Source organism: Candidatus Ruthia endofausta, from assembly GCF_013342985.1.
Lineage (GTDB): Bacteria > Pseudomonadota > Gammaproteobacteria > PS1 > Pseudothioglobaceae > Ruthia > Ruthia endofausta.
The window spans coordinates 871806-893457 of the sequence record NZ_CP054490.1 but is presented as its reverse complement, the minus strand read 5'-3'; the positions used below and the strand labels follow the sequence as shown (position 1 = coordinate 893457).

The following is a 21652-nucleotide window of genomic DNA, read 5'->3' as shown; positions in this document are numbered from 1 at the left end:
GTTGATGGTGTTGTTTTTGTCTTTTTGTATAATCAGCCAGTTCAAATGCTTGTTCTACTTTTAAATCACTCAGTCCTTCAATTTCTAAAATACGACCTGAAAAGATGTTTCTCTTAGTAGATTTTTCAACCGTTAATAAGCCTTTTTGTATAGCCATGTATGGGATTGCATTGACCAAATCTCTTAAGGTGATACCTGGTTGCATTGTGCCTGTAAAGCGCACTAAGACAGATTCAGGCATGTTTAATGGCAATACACCAAGTGAAGCGCCAAAAGCAATCAGCCCAGATCCAGCTGGAAAACTAATGCCAATAGGAAAGCGCGTATGGGAATCACCACCTGTGCCTACTGTATCAGGTAGTAGCATGCGATTAAGCCATGAGTGGATAATACCATCACCCGGCTTAAGTGACACACCCCCACGTGAGTGCATAAAATCAGACAGTGAGTGTTGTAGTTCTAAATCAACAGGTTTAGGATAAGCAGCCGTATGGCAAAAGCTTTGCATGACTAAATCGGCTGAAAATCCAAGACAGGCTAGTTCTTTTAATTCATCGCGTGTCATTGCACCTGTGGTGTCTTGTGAACCTACGCTAGACATGCGTGGCTCGCAATAAGTGCCTGGGCGAATGCCATCTACACCGCAAGCTTTGCCAACAATTTTTTGTGCCAATGTGTAGCCAGTATTACTTTGGCTAACATCAACCAAACCATCAAAATAATGATAATAGTGGCAACAACAATCCAAACAGCAGGATGATTAATTGCTGCCCACATATCAGTAAACACAGCAACATCTTCAGTGAAAAGCCGTCCAATTACTGACTGATTCAGGACTGATGTTAAAGCACGCGTACCTGTCTTGATAAAATGTGTTGCAAAGGTCACTCCGCCGCTAATAACCATCCCCACGGTTTCACTTATAAGGCCAAACTCTGCCATTGCATAGCCTGTAAGTAGTGCTCCAAGCGGGATGCGAATAAAGGTATGAACACTGTCTTAAATTGAGTCAAACCCAGGAATTTTCTCTGTAAGAAGCTCTACACCGCGTACAGCTCTTGCCGTTGCTATCACTAATGGATTTTGCAATATTTTTAATTCAAATTGGCAACTCACAGGGTATTAGAATTCCTAAACCAATTATAGAACAGGCGCATTTAAGTGGTTTTGAACTTGAACTAAAAGTAGTGGATGAGGGATTATTGATAAAGTCTCATAAAAGTGTAATAGTTAGAGATGGCTGGCAAGAAAGTATAGAAAACCATATAAAATTATTCAGTAAAGAACAGGTTGATAATGAATGGTTGCACGCCACTTTGATTGATGACAGTGACATAGAATGGTGAATACTAAAAAAGTTGATAGGCTTGATGTGTGGTTGGTTAGTCTCAATCCAACAAAGGGTAGAGAAATTAATAGAACTAGGCCTTGTATTGTGGTTTCACCAGATGAGCTTTCAGCCCTATCAACGGTTATTGTCGCTCCAATGACAACCAAAGGGTTTGAAGTACCCTTGCCGAGTTTTGGTAAAATTTCAGGAAAAGAAAGGTTAATTTTAATAGACTAAATAAGAGCGATTGACAAGTCAAAACTGATTAGAAAATTAGGCGTCATTAATCAAACAACTCAGCAAACTTTATGCCAGTGTTTACAAGAAATGTTTGTGTATTGAGTGAGGCGGTTTTGTAAAATTATCCAACCGCACCTTTTTCAAAACAGGTAGTAGATGAGCGTTGTCAAAATAGATTGAATTAACGCACTATAAATGTCATCAAGGTTATTTTTTTGATATGACGAACAGCGACATTACCGCGATGTATGGGGCAAGTGGCGAGAAGTGTGTGTTTGTGGGTAAGGTGACTAGAATAATGGTGGAGGGATAGGGATTTGAACCCTAGAAGGATATTAACCCTTGCCGGTTTTCAAGACCGGTGCATTCAGCCGCTCTGCCATCCCTCCAATGCCGGAGTATGATACCGTTTGTTCAGGCAATAGTAAATAGGGTTTTTGTATAATTTAGCTTTGAAAGCTGAATAATTTTAAGTATAATTCCTTTCCTTATAGATTTTTTGATAGGTGAATTATGGCGAAGGTATGTGTGGTTACGGGCAAGCGACCAATGAGTGGTAACAATGTATCTCATGCGAACAATAGAACGCGTCGTCGTTTTTATCCAAATCTTCACACACACCGTTTCTGGGTGGAAAGTGAGAATCGTTTTGTTAAGTTAAAGTTATCAGCAAAAGGATTGCGCATTATTGATAAAAAAGGTATTGACACTGTGTTAGCAGAAATTCGTATACGTGGCGAAAAGGTTTAGGAGCAAGTTATGAGAGAGAAAATTAGGTTAGTATCATCAGCTAAAACAGGCCATTTTTATACAACCACTAAAAACAAACGTCTTCATCCAGAAAAGATAGAAGTTAAAAAGTTTGATCCAGTTGTTAGAAAACACGTGATGTACAAAGAAGCGAAGATTAAGTAGTTCGTTTATATAAAATTTTAATAAAAAAGTCGCTTTTTGGCTTTTTTGTTGGCTATGAACTTAAGATGGTTTCTAGTGGCACACTATTTATCTCATCTTTATATTCATCTAGTTGGTCAAAATTTAAATTTTGATAAATTTGTGCCTCCATTGGTTTGATGTCCTTTATTGCTTCTTGGTATTCTATGTTTGTTGGAATGTGTCCTAGTTTGGCAGTAATTGCTGCTACTTCGGCAGAAGATAAATAGACATCAGCATTGTCACCTAAACGATTAGGGAAGTTGCGTGTTGAAGTGGACATCACTGTGGCATTGTCTTTGATTCGTGCTTGGTTGCCCATGCATAAAGAACAACCAGGGATTTCGGTGTGTTTAGTTAGTTTGTCAAATGTACCGTAGACACCTTCTGCTCTAAGCTGCGCTTCGTCCATTCGGGTGGGTGGCGCAATCCACAATTCGGTTGTCAGTTCTGACCTGTCCTTTAATAATTGTGCAGCTACCCTAAAGTGACCAATATTAGTCATGCAAGAGCCAATAAAGACTTCATCAATTTTGGTGTTGGCCACTTCTGAGAGTAGTTTGACATCATCTGGATCGTTCGGACACGCCAAGATTGGCTCTTTGATTTCATCAAGGTTAATGTCAATCATTGCGGCATATTCACAATCTGTATCTGCGACTAGTAATTCAGGCGTATCTAGCCATTTTCCCATGGCTTGAATACGTCTGGCGAGGGTTTTTTTATCCTCATAGCCCTTATTAATCATCGAAGATAATAAGGCAATATTAGAGTTTAGATATTCTATCACAGGTTCTTTATTTAGCTTAATTGTGCAACCATTGGCAGAGCGCTCGGCTGAAGCATCAGCCAGTTCAAATGCTTGTTCTACTTTTAAATCACTCAGTCCTTCAATTTCTAAAATACGACCTGAAAAGATGTTTCTCTTAGTAGATTTTTCAACCGTTAATAAGCCTTTTTGTATAGCCATGTATGGGATTGCATTGACCAAATCTCTTAAGGTGATACCTGGTTGCATTGTGCCTGTAAAGCGCACTAAGACAGATTCAGGCATGTTTAATGGCAATACACCAAGTGAAGCGCCAAAAGCAATCAGCCCAGATCCAGCTGGAAAACTAATGCCAATAGGAAAGCGCGTATGGGAATCACCACCTGTGCCTACTGTATCAGGTAGTAGCATGCGATTAAGCCATGAGTGGATAATACCATCACCCGGCTTAAGTGACACACCCCCACGTGAGTGCATAAAATCAGACAGTGAGTGTTGTAGTTCTAAATCAACAGGTTTAGGATAAGCAGCCGTATGGCAAAAGCTTTGCATGACTAAATCGGCTGAAAATCCAAGACAGGCTAGTTCTTTTAATTCATCGCGTGTCATTGCACCTGTGGTGTCTTGTGAACCTACGCTAGACATGCGTGGCTCGCAATAAGTGCCTGGGCGAATGCCATCTACACCGCAAGCTTTGCCAACAATTTTTTGTGCCAATGTGTAGCCAGTATTACTTTGGCTAACATCTTGTGGGCGTAAGAAAGTAGTTGAGACGGGTAAGCCGAGGTCTTGGCGAGTTCTATCAGTTAAGCCCCTACCAATAATAAGCGGAATTCGTCCTCCTGCATGTACTTCATCAGATAAAGTGGTTGGTAAGAGTTCAAAAATTGAAATGGTTTCACCTTTGCTATTGATAATTTTTCCCTCGAATGGATAAATTGTGATTTCATCACCCATTTTCATTTTGCTAACGTCGCACTCAATCGGCAGAGCGCCAGAATCTTGTGCAGTATTAAAAAATATCGGTGCGATTTTGCCACCCAGCACAACACCACCACTGCGCTTATTAGGCACGTAATCAATATCATCACCTATGTGCCAAAGCACTGAGTTAATGGCAGATTTACGTGAAGAGCCTGTACCAACAATATCACCCACAAAGACTAATGGTAGGCCTTTTTGCTTGAGTTTTTCAATCATCTCAAGTGGCCTGTTTATCTTTTTAATTAACATGGATTGTGCATGTAAAGGAATGTCTGGACGTGACCAGGCTTGTGTTGCAGGCGATAAATCATCCGTATTAATTTCGCCTTCAACACGAAAAACGCTTAATTTAATTTTCTGAGGCAAGGGTGCTTTTTTGTTAAACCATTGTGCATCTGCCCAGCTATCTACAACATTCTTAGCATAAGGGTTGGTTTGAGATTTATCAACAATAGCTTGATATGCCTCATAAATCAATAAGGTATTTGCCAGCGCTGTTTGTGCACTTTCTCTTGTGGCGTTAATATCTAGTAGTTCAATTAGGGGCTCAATGTTGTAACCACCCATCATAGTACCTAAAAGAAAAGTAGCGTGCGCTTGAGAAATACTAGGACAGGCTTGATTGCCCTTAGCAATACTGCTTAAAAAGCTGGCTTTTAGATAGGACGCTTCATCAACACCAGGTGGTATTTGATGGGTGAGTAAATCAAGATAAAAAGACGTATCAACATCCTTGATTAAGCACTCAACCACTGATTTGGTTTGTTGTGCATTTAAGGCAAGAGGTGGTAGATTGCCTTGTTGACGTTTATTAACATGTTGAAGGTAGGCTGATTTCATCTGAGTCCTTGTGCAAAATAATAAAGTGTATAATTTTATCATTTTATTTCTATACCTTTTTTCATATCATAATCTTATTTTTCATATGGTGAAAAATTTGTACAGTTTTTACAAAACAATCTCATGAAATTAACCGAACTAACTGCTATATCACCCATTGATGGGCGCTATTTTGATAAAACCAAAGCATTGAATGCTATCTTTAGTGAGTTTGGCTTAATTAAATATCGTGTTTTAATTGAGGTTAAGTGGCTGCAAACCATGGCGGATAATGCTGGTATAATAGAAGTGCCAACTTTTAGTCAAGTAGTGGTTAAGTTTTTAGATGGTATTGTTGCTAATTTTTCATTGGTTGATGCTCAAGCAGTTAAGACGATTGAACGTACAACCAATCATGATGTTAAAGCGATTGAATATTTTTTGAAAGATAAAATCAAAGGTAATAGCGAACTTGAAGCTGTGAGTGAGTTTTTTCATTTTGCTTGTACATCTGAAGATATTAACAATCTATCACATGCACTTATGTTGTTAGAAGGACGTAATGTCATGCTGACTAAGATGTGTGGGTTATTATCACTCATTGCTAAATTGGCGCAAGACAACGCTTCAGTTTCAATGTTGTCTCGTACACATGGGCAAACCGCTTCTCCAAGTACTGTAGGTAAAGAGATGGCTAACTTTGCTTTTCGTTTGAAGAGACAAATTAAGCAGCTAGAAAGTGTCAAAATTATGGGCAAATTTAATGGTGCTGTGGGTAATTTTAATGCACATATTTGTGCTTATCCCGATTTAGATTGGCAGAAAATTTCTCAGAATTTTATTGAAAGTTTGGGTATTAATTACGCTATGTACACCACGCAAATTGAGCCTCATGATTATATTGCGGAGTATTTCCATTCAGTTAATCGCTTTAATACGATTTTGATTGATTTTTGTCGTGATATTTGGGGTTATGTTTCGCTTGGTTACTTCAAGCAAAAAACCATTACTGGTGAAGTAGGCTCATCTACCATGCCACATAAAATCAATCCGATTGATTTTGAAAATGGTGAGGGTAATTTAGGTATTGCGAATGTACTTAATACGCACTTGGCAGATAAGTTGGCAATTTCACGTTGGCAGAGGGATTTGTCTGATTCAACTGTGCTTAGAAACCTAGGTGTGAGTTGCGCACATTGCTTGGTAGCATATGAATCCATTATTAAAGGTATTAGTAAGTTGCAGACTAATGAGGAAAAATTAACTCAGGATTTAGACAATTCATGGGAAGTATTAGCCGAGCCAATTCAAACAATGATGCGCCGTTATGGTATTGACAATCCATATGAGAGGCTCAAAGACCTTACCTGTGGCCAAATGATTAATGCACAAGTGTTGGCAGAGTTTGTTAAAAATCTTGATATGCCAGATGAGGCGAAAATAGCTTTGTCTGAACTAACGCCCATGACTTATACCGGTGATGCACAAAAACTAGCAAACGCAATCAAAAAACTGATATAATATCGGACCTTATATCTTTTTGGTATAAATCAATTAATAGCACAAAAGGAGCAAAAAACCCATGGTTAAAATTAGACTGGCCCGAGGTGGAGCCAAGAAGAAACCTTTTTATTCAATTGTAGCAACAGATTCTAGAAAACGTAGAGACAGTGGTTACATTGAGCGACTTGGATATTTTAATCCAGTTGCCCGTGGACAAGAAGTTAGGCTGAGCGTCGATGAAGATAGATTAGCGTATTGGATATCACAAGGTGCACAAATCTCTGATCGCGTTAAGCAACTTGTTAAAGAGTTCAAAAACCCTTTAATTCATGAAAAGCGTGTTGCTACTCAGCAAGCAAAAGCAGCTTTGGTGACAGTCAAACTAGCAGCGCAAGCTAAAGCACAAGCAGAAGAAGTAACAGAAACTACTGAGCAAGAAGCGCCATCAACAGAAGAGGAAAAGGTCACTGAGTAATTCAGAACTTCCTACATCTGACAACAAAAGGCTATTAATCGGACAGATTAATGGCCTTTTTGGTGCTCAAGGCTGGGTGAAAATTTTCTCCTACACCTATCCAAGAAAAAATATCTTATCTTATCAGCCGTGGCATATCAATGTTGATGGCAATTGGCAAACCTTGGAGGTTGTTCAAGGTCGCCTGCAAGGTAAAACCATTGTGGCGCAAATCAAAGATGTCTTTGATAAAGAACAAGCTAGGGCTTATATGGGCACTGATTTGTATATTGAAAAATTACAATTACCACAACTTAAGGCAGGTGAGTATTATTGGGACGATTTAATTGGTTTAGAAGTAATCAATAAGGCAAAAATTGTGCTTGGTAAAGTGTCTAATTTGGTTGATACTGGCTCAAACAATGTGCTCGTGGTTAATGGTAAGAGAGAGTATTGGGTACCTTATATTTCGCCATTTTTAATCAAAGTAGATATGGATAATCAAACTATTTTAGTTGATTGGGATGAGAATTTTTAAACAGATTGGTTCAATTCAAAAGTCTAAAAAAATTAAGTCAGAAGCTGAACTGTACCTGATTTTAAAGAGTAGCTAGCGCCTATAACCTCTAGTTTATTATTTTCGATGGCCTCCTTAATGATTAGTGATTGGCTTTGTAATTGTTTGACAGAATGAATAATATTAACCTCAACAGCCTTGTTCATTAATTTATGATTTGGCAAATTTAAGTTGATTAAGGGTAGAATTGATAGCTTTATCCTATCAGTAATAGAATGAAGACTGTCTGATAAATATGTTTTATTGATGCACTCATCAATAGTAGCACTAATAGCACCACAGTTAGAGTGCCCTAATACCATAATCAAGGAGGCCTTAAATTTTGAGATTGCAAACTCAACACTACCCATTTGTGATGGGGCTACTATATTTCCTGCAATGCGAATAATAAACAAATCTCCAAAACTCTGATCAAAAATAGTTTCAATTGGTACTCTTGAATCAGAACAACCTATTACAATCGCAAAAGGCGATTGATTCTGTATGTCTTTTGTATATCTATGGGGGTGAAATTTATAATTCAATGCAGTGCCATTAACAAAGCGTTGATTACCATCAGCCAGTTTTTTTTTTGCTTGTGTTGAATTTAAATGTTTCATATTATTAAAAAAGGCTTATTCTTACGGTAAATAACAAAGGTACTTACTAAGGTAAGGTTATTTTAAAAAATAATATTCATCATTGATATCATAACGATGATGAATAGCACCGTCATAAGACCCCCTGCTTTGATAAAATCTGCTACTTTATAACCACCAGGCCCCATAATTAAAGCATTTACTTGATGGGTGGGAATTAAAAATGAGTTCGAAGTTGCAATAGCGACTGCTAGTGCATAAACTGCAGGGTTTTCTCCTACTTGAATGGCAATATTAACGGCAATAGGTACTAAGAGAATGGTCGCGCCTACATTGGACATTACCAAAGTAAAGAAAGTTGCCAGTATGACAATTGAGGTTAATATGATCCAAGATGCCATATCCCCAACTACTTTAACTGTTTCTTGTGCAATCCACAAAGCAGTGCCAGTTTTTGATACTGCCATGCCTAGTGGAATAAGACTTGCTAATAAGAATACTGTTTTCCAAGAAACTGCACGATAGGCTTCTTCTATTTTAATAACACCAGATAAAATCATACCTAAAGCACCAGTCATGAGTGCGATAGAGAGCTTAATATCAGTAAATAATACTAAGAAAAGTGCAATGGCAAAAAAAATACTTGCCCATTTAATTTTCTCAGGACGGTATTCTTCTTGTCTTGGATACTCAGAAGTGATAACAATAAAATCGGTGTTTGATTGCAACCTGTCTAAGTCAACCCAACGTGTATAGACAATTAGTGTATCGCCTGATTGGAAAGGTATATTACGAATGCCTTCGCCTTCTTGCATGGTTTCTCCACTACGATGTAATGCCACCATGGCAACGCCATAAGTTTTGCGTAACCATATATCTCTAGCACTTTGATTAATGAGAGAAGAGTTAGGTGGAATAACAATTTCTGCTGTTCCACACTCTTGTGTAGATAGTAGGTTAGAGAATTTTTCAATGGTATCTGATAACTCAAGATGAAAGCCTTGAACAAAAGCATCCAGATGTTCTTTTGTTGTCAATACGCCCAAGGTCATTTGTGGCTTAATTGTAGTGCTACGCTCAACTGAATGGTGTCCAATAAATGTTTCCCCCTCAATGGTTTGTATAGCGATGATTCTGATTTTAGTAGCTGTCTCAATATCATCAAGCATCATGCCAATTAAGTTAGAGTCTTTAGGAACATTAACCTCAAATAAATCATAATCTATGTTGTAAACTTGGTGAAAGTGTTCAACGGCTGATACAGATTCTGACTGGTTTTTTTTAGCTGTAGGTAAGACAAACTTTCCAGCAATAACAAAATACACAATACCTGTTATAACCAATGCAATACCTATTGGGGTTACAGAGAACAATCCCCAGGTGTCCATTTGTTGTCCAACTTTTAATCCCTGATTGGTGGCTAAAATTAAATCATTTAGCAAGATTAAAGGGCTAGAACCCACCATGGTCATCGTACCACCTAAAATTGCTGTAAATCCCATCGGCATTAATAGCCGTGAGATTGGAATACCCGAGCGTGATGAAATACGACTCACAACAGGGATAAATAGTGCAGCCGCGCCCACATTTTGCATAAAGGATGAAATGAATCCAACGGTAGAAGAGATGATTGGAATTACTCTTGGTTCAGAACTACCCCCTACTTTAAGAATAAAAGTAGCAACCTTGCCCATTAATCCTGTTTTATCCAAGCCTGCACCAATAATCATCACCGCAATAATTGACATAACCGCATTAGAAGAGAATCCATCAAACAGTCTTTGGTTATCAACCAAGCCTTCTTCTAATCCCATCAAAGTATGAATCCATGGTAAAGAGCTTAACCCTAAAATAATCATAATGGTAATGGAAGCTTCATCAACTTCCAGCACTTCAAAAGCAAACAGGTAAATTGTTAATACGAGAATACCCAACATCCAAGAGATAGGGGTAGTTGGTGCAATTGTTGAAAGCCATACGGCAAAAATAGCAAAAATAATGGCTGAAATTTTTTTTTTATTAAACATGGTTTTGGTTTTTATTAAGCGTAAAAAAAGTTTAGGAAAAATTATACCATAATCAAAACATTACTAACCACCACTAACAAGTTTTACTGATAAAAAATATTTATTTTTAGGCTAGATAATTTTTAGGTGGTGTTGACTATTTTCTTACTAATTTTAACAAAGCGTTGGATATAATTAATTTCTTTGTCTTGTTTACGTAAAATTGCAAATAGTTTTTGATTAAGTCCGTTAGCGCTTATGCGGATTTTTTTAACAGGCATTTTTTTAATAAACTCATCTGCCAGCCATTCTGGCAATATGCAAACGCCACGCCCGAGCGTTGTCATTTGTAATATGAGCTCAATGGATTCAATTTTTTTAATATGTTTGGGTTTAATATGCGCTGGGTTTAAAAATTGTGTCAAAATATCAAGCCGTTCTAGTGGTACAGGAAAAGTCAATAAAGTTTTATGAGCTAAGTCTTTTGGTGTAATTATTGTTTTATGTGCTAGTGGGTGTTCATCAGCAACTAAAAGTACCAAATTATATTGGACGAGTGTTTCAATATGAATGTCTGCTTCTTTCTCTATATCAGGTGTAATTAGGATATCAATATGGTAATTGAGCAGTCCTTCGTGCCCAGAAAATTGAAATTTGTTGATGATTTCTACTTCAACATCAGGCATTTTTTGCAAAAATACACCAATGACCTTTGTTAGCCATTCATAGCAAGGATAATACTCAACGCCTATACGCAAAATACCTTGGCGACCTTGTGCATAGGCCTTCAAAGTTTTCTCGGTTTGTTCTAAAATTGGTAATAATTGTTGTGCAGTTTGTAATAGTAATTCGCCTGCCTTTGTGAAGCGTAAATTTCTACCCTTTCGTTCCCAAAGTGGAACACCCAGTTTTTCCTCTAAGTAACGAATTTGGTGGGATAAGGCAGATTGGCTCAAATATAATATATTTGCAGCACGCGTTAAAGTACTATTTTCATGTAATGCTTGGATGATCTTCAAATGTTTAAGCGTTATCATAATATGAATATAATTCATCATTAAGTTAAAAATAATCATTTTACTTTATAAAATAGCCCTTATAAAATATTTGACTTTGCAATCAGTAGGAATCTTAATTATGGTTACAACACACAATCTGGGTTTTCCGCGTATTGGTAAACATCGGGAGTTAAAATTTGCATTAGAAAAATATTGGTCAAATGCTATTTCTCAGGATGAGTTATTGCAAACTGCTAGTACATTATGCAAGCAATACTGGCAAAATCAAAATAAACTAGATTGGGTGCCAGTGGGTGATTTTTCTTTTTATGACCAGGTTTTGGATATGAGTTTTTTATTAGGCAATATCCCAAAACGTGCTGAAAATTTATCAGATAATGAGCTAGATAACTATTTTCGAATAGCACGTGGGCGTGCCTTTGTTAATGAGTCTGATTGTACTTGTATTCAAGCGAGCGAGATGACCAAATGGTTTGATACCAATTATCATTACATTGTACCAGAATTTAGTCAAGAGACAAATTTTGCACTCCAAGCACAACGTCTGATTGAACAAATTAGGCAAGCGCAAGCGCAAGGCGTGAAGGTTAAGCCTGTTGTTATTGGTCCAGTCACTTATTTATGGTTAGGCAAGTCCAAAGATAAAATCAACAAACTAGATTTATTAGATTCATTGGTTAGGGTGTATGCACAATTATTTGATGAATTGGCAAAGCTAAGTATAGAGTGGATACAGGTTGATGAGCCTATTTTGGTTACAGAACTAGAAGCAGATTGGCAAGTGGCGTTTAGGAAGGCTTACGATATGTTGGCAAATCGCCCGATTAAATTGTTACTTGCTAGTTATTTTGGCACTTTGCAGGACAATTTAAGCTTGGCTTGTGGCTTGCCTATTGACGGGTTACATATTGATGCGATTAATGCAAAAGATGAGGTTCAATTAGTGATTGATAGCCTATCAGATGATCAAGTTTTATCTTTGGGCGTGGTGAATGGTCGGAATATTTGGAAGACAGATTTAAGTGCAACTTTGTTGTGGCTAGCACCTATTCACCAGCAATTACAGAGTAGATTATGGTTAGCCCCGTCTTGTTCATTATTGCATGTGCCTGTGGATTTAGATAGCGAGCAAGAATTGGATGATGACATTAAATCATGGCTTGGGTTTGCTGTGCAAAAATTAGAAGAACTAAGCATATTAGCGCAAGCACTTAATCAAGGACAAGTAAGTGTAACTAAAGAAATAGCAAATAATATTGCTGCCATTAATGCTAGAAAATATTCATCACTTGTACATAATGGTAAAGTTAAAGAACGCATTGCTAAGGTGAATGATGAACTGGGCAATCGTCAATCTAATTATAAGAGCAGAGCAAAATTACAAAGTGAAAAATTTGACCTACCTTTATATCCAACCACGACAATCGGCTCGTTTCCACAAACGCTAGAGATTAGACAAGTCAGACGCGATTATAAATTGGGTGAATTATCAGCAGAGCAATATATGAAAGCGATGCGCTCTGAAATTAGGCATTGTGTGCAAGTGCAAGAACACTTAGGCCTAGATGTTTTGGTGCACGGCGAGCCTGAGCGTAACGATATGGTGGAATATTTTGGGCAACAATTAAGCGGTTACGCATTTAGCCAATTTGGTTGGGTGCAATCTTATGGTTCTCGTTGTGTCAAGCCACCGATTATTTTTGGTGATATTTCTCGCCCAAAACCTATGACGCTAGATTGGATAACCTATGCTCAGTCACTCACCAATAAGCCTATGAAAGGTATGATTACAGGCCCTGTTACGATGTTGAATTGGTCGTTTGTGCGTGATGACCAGCCAAGAAAGACAACATGCTTGCAATTGTCTTTGGCTATTAGAGATGAGGTATTGGACCTTGAAAAATCTAATATAAATATCATCCAGATTGATGAGGCGGCATTAAGAGAGGGCTTGCCACTGCGAGAATCTCAGTGGCAAGCTTATCTTGATTGGGCGATTAGGGCTTATCGAATCAGTGCCAATGGTGTAAGTGATGAAACCCAAATTCACACACATATGTGCTATTCAGAATTTAATGATATTATTGGGGCAATAGCGCAGATGGATGCTGATGTTATCACTATTGAGACCTCTCGCTCGGACATGGAATTATTGGATATATTTGATGAGTTTGATTATCCTAATGAAATAGGTCCAGGCGTTTATGATATTCATTCTCCTAATATTCCTTCGGTTGATTCTATGGTTAAACTCATGCAAAAAGCGGCAAAACACATTCCTATTAAAAGGCTATGGGTTAATCCTGATTGTGGCTTAAAAACCAGACATTGGGATGAAGTAAATCTTGCATTAACTAATATGGTGTTAGCTAGCCAACAACTTCGAAAAAATTGATTTATAAATTGGAGTAAAAAGCTTTAATAAAGTAAAGTCCTTGGGGCGGGGCGGCGGGACCGGCTTGTTTGCGCTGCTTACTATTCAACACCTTTTTTACCCATTTAATGGATTTTTCACCTTTACCCACCTTGAGTAGTGTACCAACAATATTGCGTACCATATGATGTAAAAAGGCGTCGGCTTTTATGTCTAGTAAAATGTTGTCATCACACTTGGTTAGTTTTATGAATTCAATGGTTTTAATGGGGGATGTCGCTTGACATAAACTACCTCGAAAGGCTGAAAAGTCATATTCGCCAGTTAAATATTTGCTAGCTTTATCCATTGCCATTATGTTCAACTTTCTTGGCTCCCATAATGAATGGGCCGTTATGATGGCACAGCGAGTTTTTGTGTTGTGTATTTTGTAGTTGTATTGTCTAGCGGTGGCGCTAAATCGTGCGTGGAAATTATCATCAACGTGTTTTGCCCAAGTGAAATTAACATCGCTTGGTAGATTAACATTACCACCAAATAGCCAAGCCTTATTTTCGCGCTTGATGTTGGTTTCAAAGTGAATAACCTGGCAGGTGGCATGCACACCAGCATCGGTTCTACCAGAACAAAACACCCTAACGGGGTGATTGGCAACGCTTGATAGGGCCTGTTCAACCACTTGCTGTACAGTACGAATGTTAGGTTTTTGACACTGCCAGCCATGGAAGTTTGTGCCTAAGTATGCAACACCTAATGCTATTTTCATGATTCAACTTTTTGGTAAAATTTAATTAACTATTTTAACTATTTTAACTATTTAATTAAATGGGTTTACATGAAAAATGAACGAACAGGGTTGAGCAGAATTATTAATGCTTTTAGCTTTTCTATGAAGGGATTAAAGTTTTGCTATCAATCTGAAGCAGCTTTTAAGCAAGAATTGTGGTTAAGTATTGTGTTAATGCCCTTGGCATTTTTGTTAGGGGAGTCATCCGTTGATAAGGTGCTATTAATTGTGCCTATATTTTTGGTTTTAATTGTTGAAGTTTTAAACTCAGCTATTGAATCAGTGGTTGATAGAATTGGTAATGAATATCACGTATTATCGGGCGCTGCAAAGGACATGGGTTCTGCAGCGGTGTGGTTGTCATTAACGCTACTTGTTATATCATGGCTAATTATTCTGATTTAACAAATTATCTGAGTGATGATATTAAGTGCTTTGCTTTTGATTCAATACCCAGCACCAATGATTACCTAGCTCAGTTAGCCTTTTGCAAAAAAACTCAAGTTTGCATTACTTCTGAGCAAACCTGTGGCAAGGGTCAATACGATAGGAAATGGCTGAGTCAGAAAAACACAAGTATTATTTTATCAATTCGCCGTATTTTTCCTAATAGTGCTTTATTAAGCGGGCTAAGCTTGGTAGCTGGTCTTGCATTGGTTGATGTGTTAGAAAAATACGGCATTTCTGATTTAAAACTCAAATGGCCAAATGATGTTTACTTTGAAGGTAGAAAATTAGCAGGTATTTTGATTGAGAATTCACTGCAGGGCAATTATCAATCAGTCATTATTGGCTTGGGGCTGAATGTTGATTTTAATCAAAATTTCCAGTGTGAAACGCCTTGGATAGACTTAAAAAAGATAACTTCAACACCGATTGATAAGCTCAATTTGAGTAAAAATCTAATTAATAAAATTTTAGAATATTTTGATATTTTAGAATCAAATGGTTTTGATGAGTTTTATGCTAAGTGGGCGAAAGTAGATTATTTATTAGGCAAGCAAGTTAAGCATACAAGCAAGGCAGAATCATTTAGCGGTACTTGCCTTGGAATTAATCACCAAGGTATTTTGTTGGTTGAAACTCAATGCGGTGTTAAACCGATTTATTCATCTGAGTTTTTACACCTTTATTAGTGTTGATTAGCATGGTGTTTACTTTGGCATCTTTCATTGAAACATTGCCTTTAAAGTAAGAGCCATCTTTTAAAATAACTTTTGGTGCACTTATATCGCCAGTAACGTTACCACTGTTAGTAATAACATTTTTTCACTTTCTTCAATATTGCCATTAACAATTTTAGCAAAAACATCTGCGTTAATTTTGGCTAATTTTTCAATTATAACTGAGTTATTTTTTAGAGTTATTGTACCTTTAATTTTTCCAAAGATTGTTTATATCATCGCCATCAGAAACATCGCCCTTAATATGACATTCTTTAGATATGATTGTTTTAGATTGGGGTTTTTGCTCTTGATTATTATATTTGGTCCAGGTTTTTTAGTATTAAATATAATAGCTGGTTAACTGTTAAAATTATTAATTATAATCAATATCAATCACTATGTCTAGTAACGTTTTAAGCATACAAAATATTAGTAAATCTTACGCGGGTAGGGATGTGGTTAACGATGTTTCATTTTTTGTACAAGGGGGAGAGGTGGTTGGATTGTTAGGTCCAAATGGTGCGGGGAAAACCACTTGTTTTTATATTGCTTGTGGTTTGGTTAAAGCAAGTTCAGGCAAAGTATCTTTGAACAAAAAAAGAATTGAGCATTTGTCTATGCACAAGCGTGCTGATTTAGGGCTTGGTTACTTACCTCAAGAGCCTTCTATTTTTCGCAAGCTTTCGGTGGAAAACAACATTATGGCAGTGTTAGAGTTAAACTCTAGCCTTAATAAAAAACAAAGAGTTCATCGGTTAGAAGAGTTGTTAGCAGAATTTAGCATTGAGCATATTCGTTATATCAAAGGTATCAGTCTATCTGGCGGTGAAAGAAGAAGGGTAGAAATCGCTAGAGCACTGGCAATGAATCCAAAATTTGTATTACTTGATGAGCCATTTGCAGGCGTTGATCCAATTTCTGTTGGGGATATTCAAAAAATTATTTACCACTTAAAAGACAAAGATATTGGTATCTTAATTACGGATCATAACTATCGTGAAATGCTGGATACTTGTGGCTACTCCTACGTGCTGCATAATGGTGCGATTATTGCACAAGGCAATAAAGAGCAAATTCTTTACAATGAAAAAGTTCGCGAGGTTTATTTAGGTGAGTATGACTAGTTCTGTCTCTACAATGCACAATCATCAGGAGCAACAGGCTACCCAATTTGATTTCATTACGCTAGGCATAGAAAGTTCTTGTGATGAGACGGGCATTGGCTTGTACCATTCTGAATTTGGCCTTATTGGACATCAATTATTTTCATCTGTTAAAATTCACGCTGAATATGGTGGTGTAGTTCCTGAGTTAGCATCACGTGATCATATCCAAAGGGTGTTGCCTTTAATTAAAGCAGTTTTAGTAGACGCAAAATTTACCCTGAAAGATTTAAACGGTATTGCCTATACAGCCGGGCCTGGTTTGGCAGGTGCGCTTTTGGTAGGGGGTGCGGTGGCTAAATCTTTGGCTTGGAGTTTGGATATTCCGTCTTTAGCTGTGCATCATATGGAAGGGCATTTACTAGCCCCTTTGTTAGAAAAGTCTCAACCTAAATTTCCCTTTGTAGCTTTGCTGGTTTCAGGTGGCCACACCATGCTGATTGATGTTAAAGCCATTGGTCAATACAAAATTTTGGGCGAGTCTTTAGATGATGCGGTGGGCGAGGCATTTGATAAAACAGCAAAGATTTTGGGTTTGGGTTATCCTGGCGGTCCTGCTTTAGCGATGCTTGTTGAGCAAGGCAACCCTGATGCGTTTAAGTTTCCACGTCCTATGGTTGATCGCCCTGGACTTGATTTTAGTTTTAGTGGCCTTAAAACGTTTGCACGTAACACCTTTGCCAAGCATCCTAACAAAAAAGCAGACATCGCTAAAGCATTTGAAGTAGCTGCTACACAAACGCTCATGATTAAATGCAGAAGGGCGTTAGAACAAACTAAATACGCAACGCTTGTGGTTGCAGGTGGGGTTAGTGCAAACTTATCTTTACGTAAAGAGCTTAACCAAATGGGTAAAAAAGTAGGCACAAATGTCTTTTATCCAAGGCTAGAATTCTGCACCGACAATGGTGCTATGATAGCCCTAGTTGGACATTTTCGCCTAAGCCATGGGCAACGTGACATCCATCATGAAATTAACATCAAACCCAGATGGAGTTTAGAGGAATTAAAACAAATTGAGTAAACTAAGCAAATTATTTACCCGTGTATCAATAGGACTTGACGCATTATTGGTAACCATTGAAGTGCATATTTCAGGTGACTTGCCAGGATTCTCGATAGTCGGATTTGCCTGAAGGTGCACAGTACGCGAGAGCAAAGACCGTGTGCGCAGTGCAATTATGACCTCAAAGTTCAAATTCCCTAAAGGGCGAATTACTGTTAGTTTTGCCTCAGCTAATTTATCTAAAAGCGGTGGTAGGTATGATTTGTCAATTGCCATTGGATTGCTACTGGCTTCTGAACAAATTGAACCCAATATTAATTCATTTGAATTTTATGGTGAACTAGGCTTAGACGGCCTCACTTCGAGCAACCAAAGGATTATTGCCAGCCATCATTGTAAGCAGCCAAGCCAAGCCAAGCATTGCATGTCCTTGCCAGATTAAGATTCAAATCAATATCACACTGGTGACGAAGCCATTATTTATCCGTGTACTACGCATCTACTCAAAGTATGCGAGTTTTACAAGGCGTTAGTGATGTTAATAAATTAATGCACAATTTAGCTGATAGCCGACCAATTTACTTTTAATTGGCCCACCCGGTTCAGGCAAAACCATGTTGGCAGAGTGTTTACTCTCAATCATGCCACTACTAAGAGTAAGCATCGATAAAGCCTTAGAGCTCGCCTCTATTTACTCAGTCGCCCAACAAACCACTTTCCCTGCAAACTTTCAACTTATTGGTACAATGAACCCCCCCTTGTCCCTGTGGATTTTATGACGATGCTACTGCCAAATTCCATTGTACCAGCGACCAAATTGATAGATTTAAAAATAAAATATCAGGCCCCACTACTAGGTAGGATTGATATGGTGCTAAATGGGCCACTCTTGCCTAAGGAAGTCTCACTTAATCAAAATTCTTAAAATACGGAAAACAGTGAAATCATCAGAAAAAGAGTCATTAAAGCGCATAGTATCCAATTAAAAAAACAAGGTAAATCTAACGACAAACTTGCACCTGATGAAATAGAAAAACTGATTAACCTAAGCCAAGACAACAAGCAACTATTATCCAATGTCATCGACAAACTCAATCTATCAGCCCGTGCCTACCATCGTATTTTGAGAGTTGCTAGAATTATTACTGATTTAGATGAAAGCAAAATGGTCGATAAATCTCACTTGGTTGAGACGGTTGGGTATCGACGGTTTAACTGGTAAATTTCTTAAGTTTTAAGTATAAACAGAATGTTATAACTAGAATAAAATATGTATGAATAATACTTTTATAATTGGCAGATATGGCTCTTTTCAGCTTCGTTATGGCTGGGATAACAAAAGGTATTCGAGCAGTACAAGCTAAAAAATCTCTCAAAATATCCGATGTATTTACCCCGGACGATGTAACGGTTAATTTGGACGTGGGTAAAAATATGGTTGCCGCTATTCGTTACTAATAGCAACCAAGGTTATAGGTAATGACTCAATCACCAAATTTGGTAAATTTTTAAACCATAAAGATAGATATTCAGGTAATTTTAAGAATGTGTGCACCACACAAATCAGCAAAAACTCAAATAGAAGATATGCTGGAGTCTCCTTTATCTTTGCTGGGTTTAATCAAACATTTTAATGGAAAGTATCATTTTTCTCTTAGTCCAAAAAATACACCAATTGAAGTTATTGCTCACAATATCAACAATAAATTTAGAGACAGTAAAACAATTTCTATTAAGACAACACTTAGTAAATTAGCGTGTAAAAAATTACGCACAGAAAACACTAATTTTGCAACCGATATTGGCAAGCCCTTAAAAGGGCTCTAATGGCTATTGTGAGGTGCTAATTACGGGTAATCCAGACTCACTTATTGCGGTATTTTAAAAACATTTAAAACAAGTGTTATTGATTATTATGCGGCATTAAACATAGCGGATGGTACGAGTTTGGCAATAATTGATAAGCTACTGTCTAATGACAAGGTATCGTTATCCAAAGTAAGTAATTTAGTTATTAATATTCAAAATAATGGTGGCAAAGGGTTGTTGATGAGTTAGGTAAGTTTTTAGAATATTCAGCTCGTCATGAAAGCAATGATATTTTTTTATTACAGATACTTGTGTTGAGGTGACTTACGATAACAATATCCTATTGTTTATTTTGTTGCAATTAACCAATGGTTTACAAGTGCAAAGAACAGCGGTTGAGGTTAATAGTGCGATAGAACGATTTTCAACAAATAATATAAAAGAGATATTCAAAAATTATTTTCCAGAACCCTAGAGAATATTTTTTACCAAACTCCAATTATTAAAAATGAATTTATTAATAGAAATCGTCCATTGGCTCAGGTAAATGTAGGTCGTAGAAAGCTATTAACAGTATTATTAAATAATTCTGATAAGCTAGATTTAGGCATTGAAGAATATCCCGTAGAAAAAAATATGTATAAAGCTACATTAGAAAACAGTGGTATACATAGAGAAATAAAAGGTGGTTGGAAGATTGTACCACCTAAAGACTCTATTTATTTAAAAGTGTGGAGCATAATAGAGGACTTTTTCAAAAATGCTAAAGAGGAGGCACAAAATTTTCTACTTTAAATGAAATTTTGACCTCACCTCCTTTTGGTGTTAAGAAGCTAGTACTGCCTATTTTTTTATATTGTAGTTTATTTATCTGATAAAGATGAAATTGCTGTTTATGAAGATCGTTTTTATATTCCTGCTTACTAGAGACCTTACTCATAGAAGAAAGATGATATTAATCGAATCTGGTAGGGTATTGTTTACGGGTTAGAGCAATTAGGGAATAGTGAAGATTATATTACTTTCTTGGGATTTGTTATAACAATGCACGATACTAAACATCAGTCTATTGTATCTATTGTTAGGGGCGCCAACAAAGGTTATGGTTATCATTGATGGGCAGCAACGACTAACAACAATGTTTCTGTTGGTTAATCTCTTGATAACACTATTAGAAAAAAATTAACCAAATATAATGAGACAGCATTAAGTAGAGCATTAGATACTTTGACTTTTGTGAGTGATATGTATAAATCTAAAGAGTATCCTAAAATTATAAAGAACCTATGATGACCAATGGTCTACAGACACTCAAGAGCAGTACAGTTTCTCCAATAGCTAGATTATTAAAAGAATATATAGATTTTGTTGCAGATATTAAAAATAAAAGAAAAACATTTGTATTCTGCTAACAATGCAGATATAGAGTATAGAAAGCCATAAAGGAATTAAGTTTAATTTAGATGTAGAGGAATCTATATTTTTAGGGCAAGATGGATATGGAGGGATGCATAAAGACATATCAGAGCATCAAGATCAAAAAGAAATATTTATTTTAATTTCTAGCTTTCCTTCCTTAATTGCATCAACACAAATGTAGGAAGGTAGTAGGCTAATGCCTTTGTCCATTTCAACGGTCTTTGCCATGATGTTTAAGTTGGGGATAACAGTAGAAGGCGTGATGGCTGGTTTTGTTTGAAACACGTCATTCCAGTGCCGGCGAATAATTGGCAGGTCTGTATTAACTTATTCAGTTCTGTTGTAGTAGTAAGGACTCGCTAGGATGCTCTTTTTCATTGTCTGTAATTTTTTTAGTGAACTGTTTGATTTTGTTGACTGCACTAAAACAAACTTTTCTACGAATAGTTTCTGATACTCAATTCTTTTATTGTAAAGCTTCTTTCTTGCAGCAACGACAATATCTAGTTTTTTCTTTTCTAATTTGTCTAGTAAACTATGAACGCTCCCAAAGGTAATGCGATATATGTAACCTTCTTCACCTACTAAGTAGCTTAAAATTTTCTTAAGGAAAAACTCATTAGGGAGGCATAATCTAACTAGGGATGTTAGATTGTTTCTTTCTCGATAATATGTATTGGTGTTGATTTAAGAATATTGACAGATGAAACCACTCT

The 21652-nt window shown here is 37.0% G+C and carries 25 protein-coding genes, 1 tRNA gene and 2 pseudogenes; 19 read left to right on the top strand and 9 right to left on the bottom strand.

All coding sequences use genetic code 11. The features are described 5' to 3' along the window. Positions 1-31: 31 nt before the first annotated feature. A pseudogene (locus tag HUE58_RS05090) lies at positions 32-700 on the bottom strand (aconitase family protein); the annotation flags it as partial. Next, entirely contained in the window at positions 637-942 is a 306-nt protein-coding gene (locus tag HUE58_RS05085; RefSeq protein ID WP_246260769.1) for a DUF4126 domain-containing protein, read from the bottom strand. The gene HUE58_RS05085 and the pseudogene HUE58_RS05090, both read right to left, overlap by 64 nt. Before the next feature lie 134 nt (positions 943-1076). Here HUE58_RS05085 and HUE58_RS05080 point away from each other — a divergent pair, with 134 nt between their 5' ends. Together HUE58_RS05080 and HUE58_RS05075 are read left to right on the top strand one after the other, a co-directional pair. Then, positions 1077-1346: an AbrB/MazE/SpoVT family DNA-binding domain-containing protein gene (locus HUE58_RS05080; RefSeq protein WP_174605923.1), complete on the top strand. Its 270-nt coding sequence runs from the start codon at positions 1077-1079 to the stop codon at positions 1344-1346. Beyond that, the gene (locus tag HUE58_RS05075; protein WP_246260767.1) at positions 1340-1567 is read left to right on the top strand and encodes a type II toxin-antitoxin system PemK/MazF family toxin; all 228 of its coding nucleotides are present in this window, start codon (positions 1340-1342) and stop codon (positions 1565-1567) included. Before HUE58_RS05080 ends, HUE58_RS05075 begins: the two co-directional genes overlap by 7 nt. A gap of 302 nt (positions 1568-1869) precedes the next feature. On the opposite strand, the gene HUE58_RS05070 is transcribed toward HUE58_RS05075, so the two are convergent. After that, positions 1870-1959 (bottom strand) — tRNA-Ser (locus HUE58_RS05070). 124 nt (positions 1960-2083) lie between these two features. On the opposite strand from HUE58_RS05070, the gene rpmB reads away from it, so the two are divergent. Beyond that, entirely contained in the window at positions 2084-2320 is a 237-nt protein-coding gene (rpmB, locus tag HUE58_RS05065) for a 50S ribosomal protein L28 (RefSeq protein WP_174605922.1), read from the top strand. A gap of 9 nt (positions 2321-2329) precedes the next feature. Next, entirely contained in the window at positions 2330-2485 is a 156-nt protein-coding gene (gene rpmG / locus HUE58_RS05060; protein WP_174605921.1) for a 50S ribosomal protein L33, read from the top strand. A 52-nt stretch (positions 2486-2537) separates the two neighbouring features. Here the strand turns inward: rpmG and acnB are convergent, their stop codons facing one another. Continuing rightward, positions 2538-5096 carry a bifunctional aconitate hydratase 2/2-methylisocitrate dehydratase gene (gene acnB / locus HUE58_RS05055; RefSeq protein WP_174605920.1) on the bottom strand — a complete coding sequence of 853 codons (2559 nt, stop codon included), beginning with the start codon at positions 5094-5096 and terminating at the stop codon, positions 2538-2540. A 123-nt stretch (positions 5097-5219) separates the two neighbouring features. Between acnB and purB the strand changes: the two genes are divergently transcribed. The 3 genes from purB to rimM all read left to right on the top strand — a co-directional run bounded on the left by purB (position 5220) and on the right by rimM (position 7570). Further along, a complete protein-coding gene (gene purB / locus HUE58_RS05050; protein ID WP_174605919.1) occupies positions 5220-6596 on the top strand; it encodes an adenylosuccinate lyase in 1377 nt (458 codons plus the stop codon). 61 nt (positions 6597-6657) lie between these two features. Continuing rightward, a complete protein-coding gene (rpsP, locus tag HUE58_RS05045; protein ID WP_174605918.1) occupies positions 6658-7053 on the top strand; it encodes a 30S ribosomal protein S16 in 396 nt (131 codons plus the stop codon). Between the two features lie 76 nt (positions 7054-7129). Then, positions 7130-7570 (top strand): ribosome maturation factor RimM, encoded by a 441-nt coding sequence (gene rimM, locus HUE58_RS05040; protein ID WP_246260765.1) that lies wholly within the window; start codon positions 7130-7132, stop codon positions 7568-7570. Positions 7571-7602: 32 nt separating this feature from the next. Here the strand turns inward: rimM and HUE58_RS05035 are convergent, their stop codons facing one another. The 3 genes from HUE58_RS05035 to HUE58_RS05025 form a co-directional block, all read right to left on the bottom strand. Then, positions 7603-8208 (bottom strand): carbonic anhydrase, encoded by a 606-nt coding sequence (locus HUE58_RS05035; protein ID WP_174605917.1) that lies wholly within the window; start codon positions 8206-8208, stop codon positions 7603-7605. A gap of 62 nt (positions 8209-8270) precedes the next feature. Further along, a complete protein-coding gene (locus HUE58_RS05030; RefSeq protein WP_174605916.1) occupies positions 8271-10214 on the bottom strand; it encodes an SLC13 family permease in 1944 nt (647 codons plus the stop codon). Positions 10215-10336: 122 nt separating this feature from the next. Further along, a complete protein-coding gene (locus tag HUE58_RS05025) occupies positions 10337-11269 on the bottom strand; it encodes a LysR family transcriptional regulator (protein ID WP_340689619.1) in 933 nt (310 codons plus the stop codon). 61 nt (positions 11270-11330) lie between these two features. On the opposite strand from HUE58_RS05025, the gene metE reads away from it, so the two are divergent. Next, positions 11331-13607, top strand: coding sequence for a 5-methyltetrahydropteroyltriglutamate--homocysteine S-methyltransferase (gene metE, locus HUE58_RS05020; protein WP_174605915.1), 2277 nt, complete (start codon positions 11331-11333; stop codon positions 13605-13607). A gap of 1 nt (position 13608) precedes the next feature. On the opposite strand, the gene truA is transcribed toward metE, so the two are convergent. Then, a complete protein-coding gene (gene truA, locus HUE58_RS05015; RefSeq protein WP_174605914.1) occupies positions 13609-14352 on the bottom strand; it encodes a tRNA pseudouridine(38-40) synthase TruA in 744 nt (247 codons plus the stop codon). 69 nt (positions 14353-14421) lie between these two features. Here truA and HUE58_RS05010 point away from each other — a divergent pair, with 69 nt between their 5' ends. The 11 genes and pseudogenes from HUE58_RS05010 (at position 14422) to HUE58_RS04960 (ending at position 20312) form a co-directional block, all read left to right on the top strand. Next, entirely contained in the window at positions 14422-14778 is a 357-nt protein-coding gene (locus HUE58_RS05010) for a diacylglycerol kinase (protein WP_174605913.1), read from the top strand. Then, complete coding sequence (locus HUE58_RS05005; protein WP_174605912.1) at positions 14757-15509, top strand: biotin--[acetyl-CoA-carboxylase] ligase; 753 nt, start codon at positions 14757-14759, stop codon at positions 15507-15509. Before HUE58_RS05010 ends, HUE58_RS05005 begins: the two co-directional genes overlap by 22 nt. A gap of 428 nt (positions 15510-15937) precedes the next feature. Continuing rightward, positions 15938-16663: an LPS export ABC transporter ATP-binding protein gene (gene lptB, locus HUE58_RS05000; RefSeq protein ID WP_174605911.1), complete on the top strand. Its 726-nt coding sequence runs from the start codon at positions 15938-15940 to the stop codon at positions 16661-16663. Then, positions 16656-17726 (top strand): tRNA (adenosine(37)-N6)-threonylcarbamoyltransferase complex transferase subunit TsaD, encoded by a 1071-nt coding sequence (gene tsaD / locus HUE58_RS04995; RefSeq protein ID WP_422851468.1) that lies wholly within the window; start codon positions 16656-16658, stop codon positions 17724-17726. Before lptB ends, tsaD begins: the two co-directional genes overlap by 8 nt. Before the next feature lie 142 nt (positions 17727-17868). Further along, positions 17869-18150 (top strand): magnesium chelatase domain-containing protein, encoded by a 282-nt coding sequence (locus HUE58_RS04990; RefSeq protein WP_174605910.1) that lies wholly within the window; start codon positions 17869-17871, stop codon positions 18148-18150. Positions 18151-18322: 172 nt separating this feature from the next. Continuing rightward, a complete protein-coding gene (locus HUE58_RS04985; RefSeq protein ID WP_174605909.1) occupies positions 18323-18487 on the top strand; it encodes a hypothetical protein in 165 nt (54 codons plus the stop codon). Between the two features lie 22 nt (positions 18488-18509). Then, positions 18510-18569, top strand: a pseudogene (locus HUE58_RS07405) (hypothetical protein); the annotation flags it as partial. 82 nt (positions 18570-18651) lie between these two features. Continuing rightward, the gene (locus HUE58_RS07400) at positions 18652-18930 is read left to right on the top strand and encodes a magnesium chelatase subunit ChlI family protein (RefSeq protein WP_174606246.1); all 279 of its coding nucleotides are present in this window, start codon (positions 18652-18654) and stop codon (positions 18928-18930) included. 101 nt (positions 18931-19031) lie between these two features. Beyond that, the gene (locus HUE58_RS04970) at positions 19032-19166 is read left to right on the top strand and encodes a DUF4007 family protein (protein ID WP_174605908.1); all 135 of its coding nucleotides are present in this window, start codon (positions 19032-19034) and stop codon (positions 19164-19166) included. Between the two features lie 87 nt (positions 19167-19253). After that, complete coding sequence (locus tag HUE58_RS04965) at positions 19254-19535, top strand: hypothetical protein (protein WP_174605907.1); 282 nt, start codon at positions 19254-19256, stop codon at positions 19533-19535. A 516-nt stretch (positions 19536-20051) separates the two neighbouring features. Next, positions 20052-20312 (top strand): hypothetical protein, encoded by a 261-nt coding sequence (locus tag HUE58_RS04960; RefSeq protein ID WP_174605906.1) that lies wholly within the window; start codon positions 20052-20054, stop codon positions 20310-20312. 741 nt (positions 20313-21053) lie between these two features. Here the strand turns inward: HUE58_RS04960 and HUE58_RS04955 are convergent. Then, complete coding sequence (locus HUE58_RS04955) at positions 21054-21221, bottom strand: hypothetical protein (protein ID WP_174605905.1); 168 nt, start codon at positions 21219-21221, stop codon at positions 21054-21056. Positions 21222-21652: the final 431 nt, after the last annotated feature.